General features: G+C 71.9%; 14 protein-coding genes. 10 read left to right on the top strand and 4 right to left on the bottom strand.

The window, feature by feature from the left end; genetic code table 11:
- Window positions 1–24 precede the first annotated feature (24 nt).
- Window positions 25–591: a TOPRIM nucleotidyl transferase/hydrolase domain-containing protein gene (locus ACWEOH_RS09020; protein WP_452030165.1), complete on the bottom strand. Its 567-nt coding sequence runs from the start codon at window positions 589–591 to the stop codon at window positions 25–27.
- A 44-nt stretch (window positions 592–635) separates the two neighbouring features.
- Here ACWEOH_RS09020 and ACWEOH_RS09015 point away from each other — a divergent pair, with 44 nt between their 5' ends.
- The 3 genes from ACWEOH_RS09015 to ACWEOH_RS09005 all read left to right on the top strand — a co-directional run bounded on the left by ACWEOH_RS09015 (window position 636) and on the right by ACWEOH_RS09005 (window position 4604).
- On the top strand, window positions 636–1862 hold the full coding sequence (locus ACWEOH_RS09015; protein WP_452030163.1) for a glycosyltransferase: 1227 nt from the start codon (window positions 636–638) through the stop codon (window positions 1860–1862).
- Between the two features lie 214 nt (window positions 1863–2076).
- Window positions 2077–2946 carry a serine protein kinase RIO gene (locus tag ACWEOH_RS09010; protein WP_452030161.1) on the top strand — a complete coding sequence of 290 codons (870 nt, stop codon included), beginning with the start codon at window positions 2077–2079 and terminating at the stop codon, window positions 2944–2946.
- 254 nt (window positions 2947–3200) lie between these two features.
- Window positions 3201–4604 carry an MFS transporter gene (locus ACWEOH_RS09005; RefSeq protein WP_452030159.1) on the top strand — a complete coding sequence of 468 codons (1404 nt, stop codon included), beginning with the start codon at window positions 3201–3203 and terminating at the stop codon, window positions 4602–4604.
- 54 nt (window positions 4605–4658) lie between these two features.
- Here ACWEOH_RS09005 and ACWEOH_RS09000 read toward each other — a convergent pair whose 3' ends face one another.
- On the bottom strand, window positions 4659–5297 hold the full coding sequence (locus ACWEOH_RS09000; RefSeq protein WP_452030157.1) for a TetR/AcrR family transcriptional regulator: 639 nt from the start codon (window positions 5295–5297) through the stop codon (window positions 4659–4661).
- A 220-nt stretch (window positions 5298–5517) separates the two neighbouring features.
- On the opposite strand from ACWEOH_RS09000, the gene ACWEOH_RS08995 reads away from it, so the two are divergent.
- The 6 genes from ACWEOH_RS08995 (at window position 5518) to ACWEOH_RS08970 (ending at window position 14112) form a co-directional block, all read left to right on the top strand.
- Window positions 5518–8133 carry a beta-glucosidase gene (locus ACWEOH_RS08995; protein WP_452030155.1) on the top strand — a complete coding sequence of 872 codons (2616 nt, stop codon included), beginning with the start codon at window positions 5518–5520 and terminating at the stop codon, window positions 8131–8133.
- Window positions 8134–8193: 60 nt separating this feature from the next.
- On the top strand, window positions 8194–9855 hold the full coding sequence (locus ACWEOH_RS08990; protein WP_452030153.1) for an ABC transporter substrate-binding protein: 1662 nt from the start codon (window positions 8194–8196) through the stop codon (window positions 9853–9855).
- A 73-nt stretch (window positions 9856–9928) separates the two neighbouring features.
- Entirely contained in the window at window positions 9929–10993 is a 1065-nt protein-coding gene (locus tag ACWEOH_RS08985; RefSeq protein ID WP_452030151.1) for an ABC transporter ATP-binding protein, read from the top strand.
- Window positions 10990–11970 carry an ABC transporter permease gene (locus ACWEOH_RS08980; protein ID WP_452030149.1) on the top strand — a complete coding sequence of 327 codons (981 nt, stop codon included), beginning with the start codon at window positions 10990–10992 and terminating at the stop codon, window positions 11968–11970. Before ACWEOH_RS08985 ends, ACWEOH_RS08980 begins: the two co-directional genes overlap by 4 nt.
- Window position 11971: 1 nt before the next feature.
- Window positions 11972–13015, top strand: coding sequence for an ABC transporter permease (locus ACWEOH_RS08975; RefSeq protein WP_452030147.1), 1044 nt, complete (start codon window positions 11972–11974; stop codon window positions 13013–13015).
- Window positions 13012–14112 carry an ABC transporter ATP-binding protein gene (locus ACWEOH_RS08970; protein WP_452030145.1) on the top strand — a complete coding sequence of 367 codons (1101 nt, stop codon included), beginning with the start codon at window positions 13012–13014 and terminating at the stop codon, window positions 14110–14112. Before ACWEOH_RS08975 ends, ACWEOH_RS08970 begins: the two co-directional genes overlap by 4 nt.
- A gap of 24 nt (window positions 14113–14136) precedes the next feature.
- On the opposite strand, the gene ACWEOH_RS08965 is transcribed toward ACWEOH_RS08970, so the two are convergent.
- On the bottom strand, window positions 14137–14871 hold the full coding sequence (locus ACWEOH_RS08965) for a MarR family winged helix-turn-helix transcriptional regulator (protein ID WP_452030143.1): 735 nt from the start codon (window positions 14869–14871) through the stop codon (window positions 14137–14139).
- 99 nt (window positions 14872–14970) lie between these two features.
- Here ACWEOH_RS08965 and ACWEOH_RS08960 point away from each other — a divergent pair, with 99 nt between their 5' ends.
- Entirely contained in the window at window positions 14971–15720 is a 750-nt protein-coding gene (locus ACWEOH_RS08960) for a MarR family winged helix-turn-helix transcriptional regulator (RefSeq protein ID WP_452030141.1), read from the top strand.
- Window positions 15721–15788: 68 nt separating this feature from the next.
- Here ACWEOH_RS08960 and ubiG read toward each other — a convergent pair whose 3' ends face one another.
- A complete protein-coding gene (gene ubiG, locus ACWEOH_RS08955) occupies window positions 15789–16559 on the bottom strand; it encodes a bifunctional 2-polyprenyl-6-hydroxyphenol methylase/3-demethylubiquinol 3-O-methyltransferase UbiG (protein ID WP_452030140.1) in 771 nt (256 codons plus the stop codon).
- Between the last annotated feature and the right edge of the window lie 5 nt (window positions 16560–16564).

Raw genomic sequence — 16564 nt, 5'->3', positions numbered from 1 at the left:
CCGGCTGCGCGCCGCCGACCGGCGTCAGCGCACGACGGCGTCGAGCAGGCGCAGCATCGGCTGCGGCATCCGCTCGAGCGGCAGCACCTCGACGACGTCGGCAGCGAACCAGGTCTTGCGGCCGGCCGCCGTGCCCGCGAAGCGGCGCAGCTGCGCCTCGATCGGCCGGTCCCGCTGGTAGGGCTGCTGCTGGAACGTGCGGAACCGCGCGAGGTCGCGGTGCTCGGCGAGCACGCCCTCGATCGCCTCGGGGCCGGCGGCGCGGATCAGCTCGTCCTCGAGGTCGAGCGTGCAGGCGAAGAAGCCGAGCGCCTCGAGGTCCTGTGTCGTGTCCACCGGACCCCGCCCGGCCGCCGTCAGCATGCGGGCGACGTGCGCCTGCTCGCCGACGTCGAACAGGCCGAGCACGCGCGGCGGCGTATCCAGCGCATCGAGCTCGGCGAGGTGGTGGCGCAGGTTCGTGACGCCGTCCATCGGCACGACCTCGGCACCGGATGCCGCGAGGTCGTGGTCGAGGCGGCGCGCGAGCGCCGCGAGCGCGCGCCGGTCGCTCTCGCCCTCGACGAGCACCACCGTTGCCTCCCTGCGCATGGCAGCACCCTATGCCAGAGTCGGAATCGCCGAAGGGAGCTGACGTGGCGGTGATCCTGTTCGCCCCGGTGACGTTCAACCTCGCCGAGACCACGCGCATGATCGAGGTGGCCCGCGCGCTCGGTCCCGGCCACCGGGCCGAGTTCATGGGCTACGAAGACGACTTCGTGCACCTCGTACGCGACGCCGGCTTCACGTACCACCCGCTGGAGCCCGCGTGGAGCGCCGCGGAACGCAAGCAGGCCCTCGACTTCGACCAGGGCCGGGCGCTCCGGAGCCCGTTCACGTCGGAGCTCGTCGCGGCACGCGTCGACGCCGAGCGAGGCCTCATCCGCGAGCTCGGGGCATCCGCCGTGGTGATCGGCTCGAACATCACGTCGCTCCTCTCGGCGCGTGCCGAACGCGTGCCGCTGTTCTACCCCGTGCCGTTCGCGCTCACGGGACCGCAGGTGACGCAGACCCGACGCATGAACTTCGTGCACGGCACCGGCGCACTCGCCCGTGCGGCCGATCGCGTCGCGACGGCGGCGTTCCGGTGGCTCTACACGCGCGCACCCGTCGCGCCACGGGCGTTCACCTCGGTGGCCAAGGCGAACGGGGTCGCGCCGCTGCGCACGGTCGCCTCGATGCTCGAGGCCGACGTCAACCTGCTCACGGTCATGCCGTGGGAACTCGAGGGCTACGACCTCCCCGACGACTACCGCCGGGTCGGGCCGATCTTCGCCCGCATCGACGCACCGCTGCCGCCGATCATGGAGGAGCTCGCCACCGCGCCCGAGCCGCTCGTGTACCTCGGCCTCGGCTCGTCGGCCGACCGGAAGCTGGCTCTCGCGGCCGCGGAGGTGCTCGGCGACCTGCCCGTCAACGTCGTCGCACCGATCCGGCACTACCTCGAGCCCGGCGACACGGTGCCGGCGAACGTGCACGTCACCGGACTCCTGCCGGCGCACCGGCTCGGCGGACTCGTCGACGCGGCCGTGCTGCACGGCGGACAGGGCACCGTGCAGACCGCGTGCGCCACCGGCATCCCCTTCGTCGGCATGGGCCTGCAGCCCGAGCAGGTCTGGAACGTCGAGGTTTGCGTGCGGCGGGGGAACGCGCTCCGCGTGCCGCCGAAGCACGTGCGCCGGCCCGAGTTCCGGGCGGCGGTCGAGCGCGTGCTGTCGGATCCGGCGATGCGGGCGGCCGCCGCGCGGGTGCAGGGCGAGTTCGACGGCGAGGACGGCGCCGCGGCGAGCGCCCGCATCATCGAGGCCGCCGTCGCGGGGTGAGTGCGCCGGAATCGACCATGGACAGGGCGGCGGGCAGCGCGTATGCTCGCCTGCGGACCGCGCCACGCGGCATCCGTGCCCGAGATCGGAAGGAGAGAACGATGAACACCGTCTTTGTCGCGCGCCTCATCGCAGACACCCTTCCCTGCGAGGCCGCCCGCCCGTAGCGCTCCGCGCCGCGTCCGGTGGCCTCCATGATCTCGGAGACACCACCGTGAACTTCCTCTCGTCCTTGGAAGATTCCGCCGCGCCGTCCGGCGCGCCGACCGCCCTCGCATTCCAGGCCGCAGAGCCCGGCGAGGGCCAGCGCTGGTCCACGTGGCCGGCGACCATCCCATCCGAGCGCGGCCCCGAGCCGCGCCCCGACTGGCTCGTCACCTCCGCGGCGGCGATCGACACCGAGCTCGGCGTCGTGAAGACCGGCAAGGAGGCGAACCTCCACCTCATCGAGCGGGCCATCCCGGATGCCCCGACCGACGTGCCGGGCAACCGGGTGCTGCTCGCCGCCAAACGGTACCGCACGAGCGAGCACTCGGACTTCCACCGCTCGGCGATCTACACCGAGGGACGCGGCCTCCGCCGCACGCGCGACGTCCGCGCCGTGGCGAAGGGCACCTCGTTCGGTCGCGCCGTGGCGCGCGTGCAGTGGGCCTACGCCGAGTTCGACGCCCTGACCCGGCTCACCGAGCTCGGGGCATCCGTGCCGTACCCGGTGCAGGTGCACGAGACCGAGGTGCTCATGGAGTTCATCGGCGACGGCCAGGTGGCCGCACCCCGGCTCGCCCAGCAGCGGGCGGATGCCGCGACCCTCCGCGACCTGTTCCAGCAGGTGGCGGACTTCATGCGGCTGCTCGCCCGTGCCGGCCTCGCGCACGGCGACCTCTCGCCGTACAACCTGCTCGTGCACCACGGCCGGATCGTGGCGATCGACCTGCCCCAGGTGGTCGACCTCGTGTCGAACCCGCAGGGCTTCGACCTGCTGCACCGCGACTGCGTGAACGTGTGCGACTGGTTCACGCGGCAGCGGCTCGAGTGCGACGCCGAGGAGCTGTTCGGCGAGCTCGTGGGCGAGGTCGGGTTCTAGCGCACGGCGCCGACGGCTGGACTGGGCGCCAGATGCGAGGTCGCCCCCGACTCCTGAAAACAAGGACGTGCGTCGAGGCCCGATCGCCGTCCTTGTTTTCAGGAGTCCCTCGGCATGGGGGTCGCTTCGCCCTCTCGCGCGCAGGGGATCGGCGGCGTTACAGTGCAGCAGGATCAGCGACGATCCCCGGCCGATGCGGCGGCGCTCAGCGCCGCGACATCCGCCGTTCACCCGAACGAGCGAGGCTCTCCCACATGACCCAGTACTCCGAGTCCTCCGGCGCGACCGATCACCTCGAACCAGTGACCGGACTCGAGCTCCAGGGCGACCACCGGATCCCCGCCAAGCAGGTCTGGTCGTGGGCGCTGTGGGACTGGGCGACGCAGCCGTTCAACTCGGTGATCCTCACGTTCGTGTTCACGGCGCTCTACCTCACGAGCGGTGCGTTCCTCGACCCGTCGGTCGCCGCGCTCGACGAGAACGACCCGGTGCGCGAGCAGGCCCTCGCCGACCTCGCGAGTGGCCTCGGCTGGGCCATCACGATCGCCGGCATCCTGATCGCCGTACTCGCGCCCGTGCTCGGCCAGCGGGCGGATGTCTCGGGCCGCCGCAAGGTCTGGCTCGGCGGTGCCACCATCGCGCTCATCCTCACGATGTTCGCGCTGTTCTTCGTGCAGGCGTCGCCCGGGTACTTCGTGCTCGGCATCGCGCTCATCGCGGCGGGCACCGTGTTCAGCGAGATCGCGGGCGTGAACTACAACGCGATGCTCGTGCAGGTGTCGACGCCGAAGACGGTCGGCAAGGTGTCGGGCCTCGGCTGGGGCCTCGGCTACATCGGCGGCATCATCGCGCTCGTGCTCGTCGTCGTCGCGACGACGTTCGACTGGTGGGGCATGCCCACCGACAACGGCCTCGCATACCGCGTCATCGCGGTCGGCTGCGCGATCTGGGCGATCCTGTTCGCGTGGCCGATCTTCGCGTACGTGCCCGAGGCGCCGCCCGCCGCGCACCGGGAGAAGGTCGGGTTCTTCCGCGGCTACGTCGTGCTCGTGCGGGACATCCGGGCGCTGTGGCGCGAGTCCCGGCCGACGTTCTGGTTCCTGCTCGCGAGCGCCGTGTTCCGCGACGGCCTCGCGGGCGTGTTCGCCTTCGGCGCGGTCATCGCCGCGGTCGCCTTCCACTTCACGAGGGACGAAGTCCTGCTCTTCGGCGTCGCCGCGAACCTCCTGGCCGGCCTCTCGACGATCCTGGCCGGACGGTTCGACGATCGCTTCGGCGCGCGGGCGGTCATCCTCGTCGCCCTCGGTGGACTCGTGGTCTCCGGCTTGCTCGTGTTCTTCCTGCACGACGCGGGCAAGCTCGTCTTCTGGGTCTTCGGGCTCGTGCTCACGCTCTTCGTGGGACCTGCGCAGGCGGCGTCGCGGTCGTTCCTCGCCCGCGTCACGCCGGCCGGTCGCGAGAGCGAGATCTTCGGCCTCTACGCCACGACCGGCCGCGCGGCGAGCTTCCTCTCGCCGCTGCTCTGGTCGCTGTTCATCGGGGTCGCGGGCGCGACGTACTGGGGCATCCTCGGCATCATCATCGTGCTCGCGGCCGGATTCGTGATGATGCTGTTCGTGCGCGTGCCCGAGCGGGCGGAAGCGCCGACGGGGCCGTAGGCGCGCGGCACGGATGCCGCAGCGAAGGCGCGCGGCATCCGCGGGTCGAGTGCCTCAGCCGCGCTCGAGCCGATCGACGAGCTCGTCGATGGTGCGGCTCAGGATGCGCGGCATGTCGATCGCCTCGGGCTCGAGCAGCCACTGCACCTGCAGGCCGTCCATGATCGCGATGAGGGCGGATGCCGCGTCGTCGAGCTCCTGCTGGTCGGTGTTGCCCGACACCTCGCCGAGCACGCCCGCGATCTTCGCCCGGAGCACGTGGAACCGCCCCTGGAAGTAGTCGTGGGCCGGATGCCCATCGGTGACCGACTCGCCCGAGAGCACGGAGTACGCCTGCACGACGCCGCGGCGGTGCGTGTTCTCCTCGACGGTGTCGACGAGGTGCTGCAGGAACGCGGGCCCCTCGGTCTGCGCCCGTGCGGGGACACCCGCGACCTCCTCGCCGTCGCGGTACTTCAGCATCGCGACGAGCAGGCCCTCCTTGCTGCCGAAGTGATGCAGGACGCCGGCGTGGGTCATGCCCGCCTGCTCGGCCACCTCGACGAGCGCGCCCTTGTTGTACCCCCGCGCGCCGAAGACGTTCATCGCCGCCTTCAGCACCGCCTCGCGACGCTCGGTCGTGCGGGCCTGCGGGCGCTGCACGCGCTCGGCGGCGGGCCGGCTGCGCGTCTCGTCTCGCGCTGTCTCCACCACGGTGTTTCCCTTCCTGTGCGGCTCGCCGCCGCGGCATCCGCTGCACTGCCGGAGGCGCCGACGAGGCTCGCGAGTCGAGTGCAGCACTCGTGACGCGGCCCCGGAACGGGCCCGGGCACGCCGTTACCGAACTGTGACACTTCCAAACTTACTTACAAGTCAGTAAGTGTGCCAGCATGTCCTTCGTCACTCAACGACGAGCTGTGAATGGAGTATAGGCGTGACCCCAACGACCGCCACCGGCGCCCTCGACGAGAGCGGATCCGTCTCCGGCACCGAGACGATCGCGCCGGGCCAGGGCTTCGACGCCGCGGCGGTCGCCGCCTCGCTCCGCCTCGACGAGAAGGTCGCCCTGCTCACGGGCGCCGCGACCTGGACGCTCCGCGAGATCCCCGCGATCGGCCTGCGCACCATGACGGTCTCCGACGGCCCGATCGGCGTGCGCGGCACCGGCGACGACGGGCTGCCCTCGGCGCAGCTGCCGGCGCCGTCCGCCACCGCCGCCACGTGGGACGTCGACCTGCAGGCCCGCCTCGGCGCGCTCATGGCGGCCGAGGCGCGGCGCAAGGCGGTCGACGTGATCCTCGCGCCGGTCGTCAACCTGCAGCGCAGCCCCGTCGGCGGCCGGCACTTCGAGTGCCTGGCCGAGGACCCGCTGCTCACCGCGCGCCTCGCAGTCGCGTTCGTGGGCGCGATCCAGGAACAGGGCGTCGCCGCCTGCGTGAAGCACTTCGTCGGCAACGAGACCGAGACCGACCGCACCGAGTACCTCTCCCGCATCGACGAGCGCACGCTGCGCGAGGTCTACCTCGCGCCGTTCGAGGCCGTGGTCGACGCCGGCGTCTGGACGATCATGGCCGCCTACAACGGCCTCGCCCGCAACGGCGTCGACGCCACCGCGACCGCGCACGGGCCGCTGCTCATCGGCATCCTCAAGGGCGAGTGGGGCTTCGACGGCATCGTGGTGAGCGACTGGCTCGCCACGAAGACCGCCGTCGAGCCGGCGCTCGGCGGGCTCGACCTCGTGATGCCCGGGCCCGGCGGCCCGTGGGCCGAGGGACTCCTCGACGCAGTGCGCGACGGACGCGTGCCCGAGTCGGCGATCGACGACAAGGTCGCCCGCATCCTGCGCCTCGCCGAACGGGTCGGCGCGCTCAGCGGCCTCGCCGGCGAAATCATGCCCTACGACGCGAGCGGCGCCACCGAGGACCCGGCGTCCGACGAGGTCACGGCGCTCCTCATCGAGGCCGCGGCCCGCTCGACCGTCGTGCTGCGCAACGAGGGCGGCCTGCTGCCGGTCGCGACGGGCACCGACGGCCCGCGCCGCATCGCGCTCATCGGCCACAACGCGGTCGAGCCGTTCACCCAGGGCGGCGGCAGCGCATTCGTCACCCCGCCGCACGTGAGCGCGCCGATCGATGCGCTGCGCGACGCGTTCCCCCACGCCGAGGTCGCCCTGCACCGCGGCGGGGCCGCGACCGTCGGCGCTCCGCTCACTCCGGGCGAGCTCCTCACGACGCCCGACGGCGAGCACGGCATCCGCATCGACCTCCTCGACGCCGACGGCGCCGTGCGCGAGTCGCTGCAGGTGCCGGATGCCGCGAGCCTCTGGTTCCCCGTCCACGACGACGCCGTGGCATCCGCTCGGCTCACGACCGACGTCGAGCTTCGCGCGGCCGGCCGGCACGTGATCGAGCTCGCGCCGGTCGGCGCCCACCGCGTGACGGTCGACGGCGTCCTGCGGGGCTCGTCGGACGAGCCCGTCGGCGTCGAGGTCGTGCTGAACTCCAGCTACGCCAACCCGCCGAGCGTCGAGGCCGTGGTCGAGGCCGACGCTCCGCGCCTCGCGCGCGTCGAGGTCGATGCGCAGGTGGTCGACGGCGAGTCGTACGGGCGCTTCGTGCGCGTGCACTTCCGCTACCGCGCGCCCGGCCTCACGATCGACGAGGAGCTCGACGCGGCCGTGGCGGCCGCCGCGGCATCCGATCTCGCGGTCGTCGTCGTGGGTACGAACCCCGAGACCGAGTCCGAGGGCTGGGACCGCCCCGACCTCGCGCTGCCCGCCCGGCAGAACGAGCTCGTCCGCCGCGTCGCCGCCGCCAACCCGCGCACCGTCGTGGTCGTGAACGCGGGCGCACCCGTGATCCTGCCGTGGCTCGACGATGTGCCCGCGGTGCTGTGGTGGTGGCTGCCCGGGCAGGAGGCCGGCACGTCGCTCGCCGCCGTGCTCACGGGCGCGATCGAGCCGAGCGGCCGCCTGCCGTGGACCCTCCCCGCCCGCGAGCAGGACGTGCCCGTGCCGCACGGGATCCCCGTCGACGGCGTGATCGAGTACACCGAGCGGCTCGACGTCGGCCACCGCGGCTGGGACCGGCTCGGCCGCACGCCCGCCCGGGAGTTCGGATACGGGCTCGGGTACTCCGAGTGGGAGTACCGGTCGGTCGAGCTCGTCGACGCGGCATCCGTCGCGGCAGGCGCGACCGACGCGCACGTCGGCGCAGCCGCCGCCGCACGCCCCGCCGCCGTCGTGCGCGTCACCATCGCGAACACCGGCGCCCGCGACGGACGCGAGGTCGTGCAGCTCTACCTCGCCGCCGACCCGGCCGACGCGGCATCCGACCCCGGCCGCCCGCTGCGCTGGCTCGCCGGCTTCGCGGTCGTCGACGTCGCCGCGGGCGGCACCGCCACCGTCGACCTGCCGATCGACCGCCGCGCGTTCGAGACCTGGTCGATGGATGCCGCGCGCTTCACCCTCCGGCCGGGCCCCTACCGCGCCCACATCGGCCGGTCCTCACGAGACCTCCGCCTCGAGATCGACGTCCCGATCCGCGGCTGAGCACCATGCAACACGCATCACCGATACGCACGAACAACAGAAATGCAAGGAGGCATGGAAATGCGAAAGAGCATCCTCGCCGCCGGCGCCATCGTGGTCGCCGCCGGCCTGGCGTTCACCGGGTGCAGTGCCGGCGGCGGCGGGGGCGGTGACTCGAGCAACAAGGTGCTGACGATCGGTATGCCGAACGGCCCCCAGGCGCCGAACCAGAACCCGCTCGCCACCGGCTCGGCCTCGCTCTCGCTGGGCTACGCGTACGTCGTGTACGAGTCGCTCATGCAGATCAACGAGCTGCACCCGACCGACGAGCCGACCCCGTGGCTCGCGGAGTCGGTCGAGTGGAACGACGACTCGACGCAGGCGATCATCACGGCGCGCGACGGCGTGAAGTGGTCGGACGGCGAGGACTTCACCGCCGATGACATCGCGTTCTCGATCCAGCTGCGCAAGGACACGCCCGAGCTGAACATCGACTTCCCCGACCAGTACGGCGACATCTCGGTCGACGGCAACCAGGTCACGGTCGACTTCACGACCTCGCAGTACGTGAACCGCGACAAGCTCTACAAGCTGCTCATCGTGCCCGAGCACATCTGGGCCGACGTCGACCCGGTGCAGTTCACCGACGACGAGATGATCGGCACCGGGCCGTACCTGCTCGACCAGTTCACGCCGCAGTCGGTCACGATGAAGCCGAACCCCGGCTACTGGGGCGGCCAGCCGAAGGTCGGCACGCTGCGCTACGACACGTTCAACGACAACAACGGCCTCACCACGGCGCTCACCACCGGCGAGGCGCAGTGGGGCTGGACGTTCATCCCCGACTACGAGAACACGTTCATCGCCAAGGACCCCGAGCACTTCCACCAGGTGGCGGGCGGCGGCTTCGGCGTCGACGTGCTCTACCTCAACAACGAGACGAAGCCGTTCGACGACCCCGCGTTCCGCCAGGCGCTGAACCTCGTCGTGGACCGGGCCGAGATCTCCGAGAAGGCGGGCTACGGCGTGTGGCCGCAGATCTCGAACGTCACGGGCCTGCCGCAGCCCTCGGGCGACGCGTACATCGCGCCCGAGTTCGACGGCACCGAGCTCGAGGTCGACGTCGACGGGGCGAAGCAGCTCCTCACCGACGCCGGCTACACGTGGGACTCGTCGGACAAGCTCGTGGACCCCGACGGCACGGCGGTGACGTTCACGCTCACCAACCCCGCGGGATGGAGCGACTACCTGTCGGCGCTCGACATCATCAAGGCCGGCGCCGAGGAGCTCGGCGCCACCGCGACCGTCGAGCCGGCCGTGCAGGACACCTGGTTCAACGACATCATCCCGTTCGGCAACTTCCAGGCGACCCTGCACTGGACGGACGGCGGCTCGACGCCGTGGAACCTCTACTCGAACATCATGGACGGCGCGTCCTACGTGCCGCTCGGCGAGACCGCGAACTGGAACTTCGGCCGCTACCAGAACGACGCGGTCACCCAGGCGCTCGCGGCCTTCAAGGGCGCATCGGATGACGCGACCCGCGCCGAGGCGATGCAGGTGATCCAGGACGCGTTCGTGAACGACGCGCCCGGCCTGGTCATCTGGTCCCGCCCCGCCGTGGCGCAGTACTCCACGGTGAACTACACGGGCTTCCCCTCGGAGGACGACCCCTACGCGAACCCGCAGCCCACGGGTCCGCAGGCGGCGCTCATCCTCTCGAAGCTCGAGCCCACCGAGTAGCGGATGTGCGGTGCGGCGGACCCTCCCCGATCCGCCGCACCGCATCCGAACCGACCCGAACCTGGTGAGTGAGATGAGCAACGAAGCCCACGAACCCGAATCCCCGGTGCTGCAGGCCGTGCGCCTCAGCAAGCACTTCCCCGTCCGCGGCATCCGCTCGAAGGACGTCGTGCACGCCGTCGACGACGTCGACCTCGAGCTGCACCGCGGCCGCGTCGTCGCCCTCGTCGGCGAGTCGGGCTCGGGCAAGTCGACCATCGCCCGCCTGCTCGCCCAGCTCATGCCCCCGACGTCGGGCACGATCCTGCTGCACGGCGAGGACGCCCGTGCGAAGGGGCGCCGCGCGTTCCGCCGCTACGTCGGACGCGTGCAGATGATCTTCCAGGACCCGTTCGGGTCGCTGAACCCCGTGCACACCGTGCGCTACACGCTCACGCGCAGCCTCCGCATCCACCGCGGGCGGCTCCGCGGCCACGAGCTCGAGGCCGCGCTCGACGAGCTGCTCGACCGCGTGCAGCTGCGCCCGACCGAGCGCTACGTCGACAAGTACCCGCACGAGCTCTCGGGCGGCCAGCGGCAGCGCGTCGCGATCGCCCGCGCCCTCGCCGCGAACCCCGAGGTGCTGCTCGCCGACGAGCCGATCTCGATGCTCGACGTGTCGATCCGCCTCGGCATCCTCAACCTCCTCAGGGACCTCCGCGACCGGCTGCGGATCGCGATCCTCTACATCACGCACGACATCGCGTCGGCGCGGTACTTCGCGGACCGCACGATGGTGATGTACGCCGGACGCGTCGTCGAGACCGGCGACAGCGAGTCGGTCACGCAGGACCCGAAGCATCCGTACACCCAGCTGCTCATTCGCTCGGCGCCCGATCCCGACGACCTCGAGGCGCGCGCCCACGGTGCCCGCGGCGAGGCGCCGAGCCTCGTGCGTCCACCGAGCGGATGCCGCTTCAACCCCCGCTGCCCGTTCGCAACCGACCTCTGCCGCGCCGAGGTGCCGCCGCTCGAGTCGGTCGGCGAGGGCCGGCAGGCCGCCTGCTGGGGGTACTCCGATCGCGAGGGCCGCCCCGAGCTCGGCTCGGTGCTCGAGGCCTTCGGCGAGCGCCCGACCGTCGAGGAGCCCGTCGCATGAGGTTCATCGGCCGTCGTCTCGTCTTCTACGTGATCACCCTCTGGGCCGCCGTCACGATCAACTTCTTCATCCCGCGGCTCATGCCCGGCGACCCGGTCAAGGCGCTCATCGCGAAGAACCAGGGCCGCATCTCGACCGACGCGATGGACTCGCTCTACGCGCTGTTCGGGCTCGACGAGCAGGTGCCGCTCTGGCAGCAGTACCTCGACTACTGGAAGACCCTCCTGAGCGGCGATCTCGGCACCTCGTTCGCCTACTTCCCGACCCCGGTGAGCGACCTCATCAACCAGGCGCTGCCGTGGACCGTCGGCCTCGTGGGCGTCGCGACGATCATCAGCTTCCTCATCGGCACGCTCATCGGCACCGGCATCGGCTGGCGCCGCGGCACGTGGGCCGACTCGCTGCTGCCGATCTCCACGTTCTTCTCGGCGGTGCCGTACTTCTGGCTCGCGCTCATCGCGATCTTCGTCTTCTCGGTCACGCTCGGCTGGTTCCCCGCGAGCGGCAGCTACGACCGGTCGCTCGTGCCGGGATGGTCGTGGGAGTTCGTCGGCTCGGTCGTCTACTACGGCACGCTGCCGGCGCTCACCATCGTGATCTCGTCGATCGCCGGCTGGATCCTGGGCATGCGCAACATGGTCGTTACGGTGTCGTCCGAGGACTACGTGACGGTCGCGCAGGCGAAGGGCCTCTCCGAGCGGGCCGTCCGCACCGGCTACGCCGCGCGCAACGCCGTGCTGCCGCAGGTGTCGAGCTTCGCGCTGTCGCTCGGCTTCATCGTGGGCGGCACGCTCATCATGGAGATGGTCTTCAGCTACCAGGGCATCGGCTTCATGCTCTTCAACGCCGTGAACGCCAAGGACTACCCGCTCATGCAGGGCTGCTTCCTCGTCATCACGCTGGCCGTGCTCGTGGCGAACATCCTCGCCGATTTCGTCTACGCCGCGCTCGACCCCCGCACCCGGCAGGAGGGCTGACATGACCGTCGACATCACGCTCATCGAGGAGGACCAGGTCACCGGTCCGTCGGGCGCACCCGTGACCGGCGTCATGCCGTCGGTGCCCCGCCGTCGGCGACGCCCCGGCCGGTTCGTGTTCCTGCGCAACTCGAAGGCCGTCACGGGGCTCGTCATCCTCGGGTTCTTCACCCTCATCGCGATCATCGGCCCGTGGATCGCGCCCTACGACCCGAGCGCGCAGAGCGACGACATCCTGCAGCCCCCGTCGTGGGAGCACTGGGTGGGCACCACCCACCTCGGGCAGGACGTGTTCTCGCAGCTCATCGTGGGCACGCGCGGCGTCATGGTCGTGGGCTTCGTCGCCGGCATCCTCGCGACGTTCATCGGCGTCGTGGTCGGCGTGACCGCGGGCTTCATCGGCGGCCTCGGCGACGAGTCGCTCTCGGCGCTGTCGAACATCTTCCTCGTGATCCCGCAGCTGCCGCTCATCATCATCATCGCCGGACAGCTGCCGAGCGCCGGCGGGCTTACGGTGGCGGTCGTCATCGCCGTGACCGGCTGGGCGTGGGGCGCCCGCGTGCTGCGCGCGCAGACGCTCTCGCTGCGCAAACGCGACTTCGTCGAGGCGGCGAGGGCCAACGGCGAGCGCACGTGGCGCATCGTCATGGCCGAGATCCTGCCGAACCTCACGGCGATCATCGCCTCGGGCTTCGTCGGCACGGTCACGTTCGCCGTGCTGTCGCTCATCACGCTCGCCTTCATCGGCATCGGCTCGGGCGGCGAGTGGAACTGGGGCACGATCCTGTTCTGGGCGCAGAGCCAGCTTGCGCTGCAGCGCGGCGCCTGGTGGTGGTTCATCCCCGCCGGGCTCTGCATCGCGCTGCTCGGCATGGCGCTCACGCTCATCAACTTCGGCATCGACGAGTTCGTCAACCCGCGCCTGCGCTCCACGGGCCTGCATGCCCGCACGCTGCGCAAGCGCGGCATCCGGCCCCGCATCGGGTTCACGCCGGTCGTGCACCGTGCGCCGGCCGCTGCATCCGCGAAGGAGGACCGCGCATGACGCTCACCACCCCCGCCGGACACGGCGGCGCCCTCGCGCCCGTGAAGGACCCGGTGCTCGAGATCCGCAACCTGTCGGTCGACTACGGCTACGACGCCGACCCGGTGCACGTGCTGCGCGACGTGTCGCTCACGCTCGGGCGCGGCGAGGTGCTCGGACTCGCGGGCGAATCGGGCTGCGGCAAGTCGACGCTCGCGTACGCGGCGACGCGGCTGCTGCCGCCGCCCGGGCTCATCACCGGCGGCGAGGTGCTCTTCACCGACCGCGACGGCACGACCACCGACATCCTGCGGCTCAACGACACGCAACTGCGGGCATCGCGCTGGCAGGACCTCGCGATCGTGTTCCAGGGCGCGATGAACTCGCTCAACCCGGTCTTCCGCATCGGGCGGCAGATCGCCGACGGCATCCGCGCCCACCGGCCCGAGGTGTCGCAGCAGGAGGCGCTGGAGCGCTCGGCTGAACTGCTCGAGCTCGTCGGCATCTCGCCCGACCGGCTGCGGTCGTACCCGCACCAGCTCTCGGGCGGGATGCGCCAGCGCGTCATGATCGCGATGGCGCTCGCGCTCGATCCGCAGGTGCTCATCATGGACGAGCCCACCACGGCCCTCGACGTGGTCATGCAGCGGCAGATCGTGGAGCAGATCGCGGAGCTGCGCGAGCGCCTCGGCTTCTCGGTCGTCTTCATCACGCACGACGTGTCGCTGCTCATCGAGATCGCCGACCGCATCGCGATCATGTACGCCGGCGAGATCGTCGAGGACGCGCCCGCGCTCGACATCTACCACCGCCCGCGGCATCCGTACTCGTCGGCGCTGCTGCACTCGTTCCCGCCGCTGCGCGGGCCGCGGCGCGAGCTCTCGGGCATCCCGGGCTCGCCGCCCGACCTCGCGCGCCTCGGCGCCGGATGCCCCTTCCGCGACCGGTGCGCATTCGCGTTCGACGCCTGCGCGACCGTCGATCCCGGGCTCACGATCCCCGACGTCGCCGGCGACGACCCGCGCCGCGCCGTCGCCTGCCTGCGGCACGACGCGGCGGCCGTGCGCGCGGCCGGGTTCGAGGCGCAGCCCGTGCCCGTGGAGCTGTCGCTGCGCTGACCGAGGGCGACGGATGCCGCGGCGTCAGCCGTGCGTGCGACCCCAGGCCTCCGCGAAGCGCGCGAGAAGTCGGGCGAACTCGGCACGGTCCTCGTCGGAGAAGTCGGCGAGGGCGCGCTCGATGGACGCTCGGCGGTGGTCGAGCACCGTCGAGAGCGCGGTGCGTCCGGCATCGGTGATCACGAGGATGCTGCGACGCGCGTCGTTCGGGTCGACCTCGCGCCGCACGTACCCCGCGTCGACCGCGGCCTGCACGAGCCGGCTCGCGCGGGGCTGGTCGACGCCGACGGCGGCGGCGAGGTCGCTCACCGAGCTGGGCCCGCGGTGCGACAGCACCATGAGCAGTCGCATCGCCGCGTGACCGCCGCGGCCTCCGGGTCCCCCGTGCCGCACCGGACCGCCGTGGTCGTGGTGCGCGTGCGATCCGAACGGGCCGTCGTGGCCCTCGTGGCCGCCGGGCCTGCCGCCCCAGCCGCCGGGTCCGCGTCCGAACGGACCGGGACCGAATCCGGGGCCGCCGGGCCCGAACGGGCCGGGCCCCCACGGACCGCCGGGTCCGCGGCCACGGAATGCGCCGAGCGCCGCCTCGATCGCGGCGACCGGGTCGGTCGACGGATCGTCGGCGCCACGGCCTCCAGGTCCGTCGTGGCCCGCGCCGCTCGAGCCGCCGCGACCACTCGCGCCGCTCGAACCGCCCGAACCGCCCGAACCGCCCGAACCTGAGGATCCGCCGAGTCCGCCTTGACGACCTGCGCTCATACATGTCATCCTACATATACATGTCACATGACATGCAATATCGCAATGGACGCGCATCGCGCGCCGGGCGCCCATGCGGCGCACCGAGGAAGGAACACCATGACCACCGATCAGATCAACCCCGATCAGCCCGACCGCTCCGAGGAGGAGCCCACCGCGGCATCCGCAGGCAGCGACCGCCCCTTCGGCTTCTGGCTGAAGCTCGTCGACCGCCGCCTGGCCGAGGAGATGGAGACGCTCTTCGCCGCCGACGGCATCACGCGCCGCGACTGGCGGCTGCTCAACCTGCTCGCCGGCACGGCGACGGACGAGCGGCTCGCCGAGCGGCTCCGTGCCAAGCCCCACGCGCTGCACCACCTGGCGGAGCGCGGCTGGGTCGAGGGCGCCCCGCCCCTGCTCACCGACGCCGGACGTGAAGCGCTCGCGCGCCTCGAGGAGCAGGTGCGCACCCTGCGCGAGCGCATCGCCGGAGCGGTGCCCGCCGAGGACTTCGCGACCACGCTGCGGACACTCGAGGCCGTGGCCCGCGAGCTCGGCTGGGACGAGTCGCAGCCGATGCCCCGCGGGGCGCGCGGCGGACGCCGGCACGGCTGGGGCCACCGCCACGGCTTCGGCCGTCGCTTCGGCGCTCCGCACGGCTTCGACCCCGAAGCGCGCGGCTTCGGTCACCCGGGCTTCGGCCCCCGCGCAGGGTTCGGAGGCCACCCGGGCCACGCCGGCCACGCCGGTCACTCCGGCCACGCTGGTCACCAGGACGTGCACGTCCACGTGCACGTGCACGATGACCGGAAGGGCACGGGCAAGGGCCACGGCCGCGGTCACCACGGCCGGCCGCACCCCGAGGCCTGACGCCGCCCGAGGGCGGACCCCTGATCCGGAGCCGGGAGCACTCGACGAGTGGCTCCCGGCTCCGTCGTCTACCCGCGACGGACCGCGAAGCCCATATACGACAGGGCGAGCGACTCGACGCGACCGAAGTCGAGCCGCCGACTGAGCTCCCCGTAGCCGATCCGCCCCCGGCGCCCCGCGCGCAGCACCCCGACGATGGTCGGCCACGGCGCGCGGGGCGCCAGGCCCGCCAGCTCCCCGAGCTCCAGCCCGTGCCGGTCGAGCGTCGCCTCGAGCTCGGCGGGCGTGATGAACATCGACCACTCGTGGATGGACGTGTCCACGATGCGCGTGAGGCGCCACTCCTGCATCGCCTTGATCGCGAGCAGCCGGCTGCGTCGCGTGCGGTTGATCGTGTCGAACAGGTACAGCCCGCCGGGCCGGAGCACGCGCGCGGTCTCGGCGATCACGCGATCGAGGTCGCGCACGTGCTCGAGCACGTCGCAGCAGGTGACGAGGTCGAATGCGGCATCCGGGAACGGCAGCTCCTCGCCGGCGCCGACGACGTAGTCGATCGCCAGCCCGCCCTGCATCGCGTGCACGCGGGCCGCCTCGATGGCGACCGACGACGGATCGATGCCCGTCGCCGTGAAGCCCAGACCGGCCAGCTCCTCGGTGATGAAGCCGGCGCCGCATCCGATGTCGAGCGCTCGGCCACTGGGCGTCCCGCGCCGCCCGAGCACGTCGCGGAAGTACGCCATGCGCCCCGGCGTGCAGCTCCCGTGCAGCATGTTGAGCGGGTTGCCCTCGTCCCACCAGCCCGCCCCGAGCCGGTCGTAGACCTCGTTGTCGATCGGCATCCGAG

It is taken from the genome of Agromyces sp. NPDC004153, assembly GCF_053603635.1.
Note: the sequence above shows the minus strand (reverse complement) of the source record. Positions and strands in the feature narration are given on the sequence as shown.

Excerpts from the sequence above, each read along its gene's own strand:
- ACWEOH_RS09005 (WP_452030159.1), top strand. The coding sequence starts at position 3,201 with ATGACCCAGTACTCCGAGTCCTCCGGCGCGACCGATCACCTCGAACCA.
- ACWEOH_RS08970 (WP_452030145.1), top strand. The coding sequence starts at position 13,012 with ATGACGCTCACCACCCCCGCCGGACACGGCGGCGCCCTCGCGCCCGTG.
- ACWEOH_RS08980 (WP_452030149.1), top strand. The coding sequence starts at position 10,990 with ATGAGGTTCATCGGCCGTCGTCTCGTCTTCTACGTGATCACCCTCTGG.
- ACWEOH_RS08975 (WP_452030147.1), top strand. The coding sequence starts at position 11,972 with ATGACCGTCGACATCACGCTCATCGAGGAGGACCAGGTCACCGGTCCG.
- ACWEOH_RS08965 (WP_452030143.1), bottom strand. The coding sequence starts at position 14,871 with ATGAGCGCAGGTCGTCAAGGCGGACTCGGCGGATCCTCAGGTTCGGGC.
- ACWEOH_RS08960 (WP_452030141.1), top strand. The coding sequence starts at position 14,971 with ATGACCACCGATCAGATCAACCCCGATCAGCCCGACCGCTCCGAGGAG.
- ubiG (WP_452030140.1), bottom strand. The coding sequence starts at position 16,559 with ATGCCGATCGACAACGAGGTCTACGACCGGCTCGGGGCGGGCTGGTGG.
- ACWEOH_RS09020 (WP_452030165.1), bottom strand. The coding sequence starts at position 591 with ATGCGCAGGGAGGCAACGGTGGTGCTCGTCGAGGGCGAGAGCGACCGG.
- ACWEOH_RS08985 (WP_452030151.1), top strand. The coding sequence starts at position 9,929 with ATGAGCAACGAAGCCCACGAACCCGAATCCCCGGTGCTGCAGGCCGTG.
- ACWEOH_RS08990 (WP_452030153.1), top strand. The coding sequence starts at position 8,194 with ATGCGAAAGAGCATCCTCGCCGCCGGCGCCATCGTGGTCGCCGCCGGC.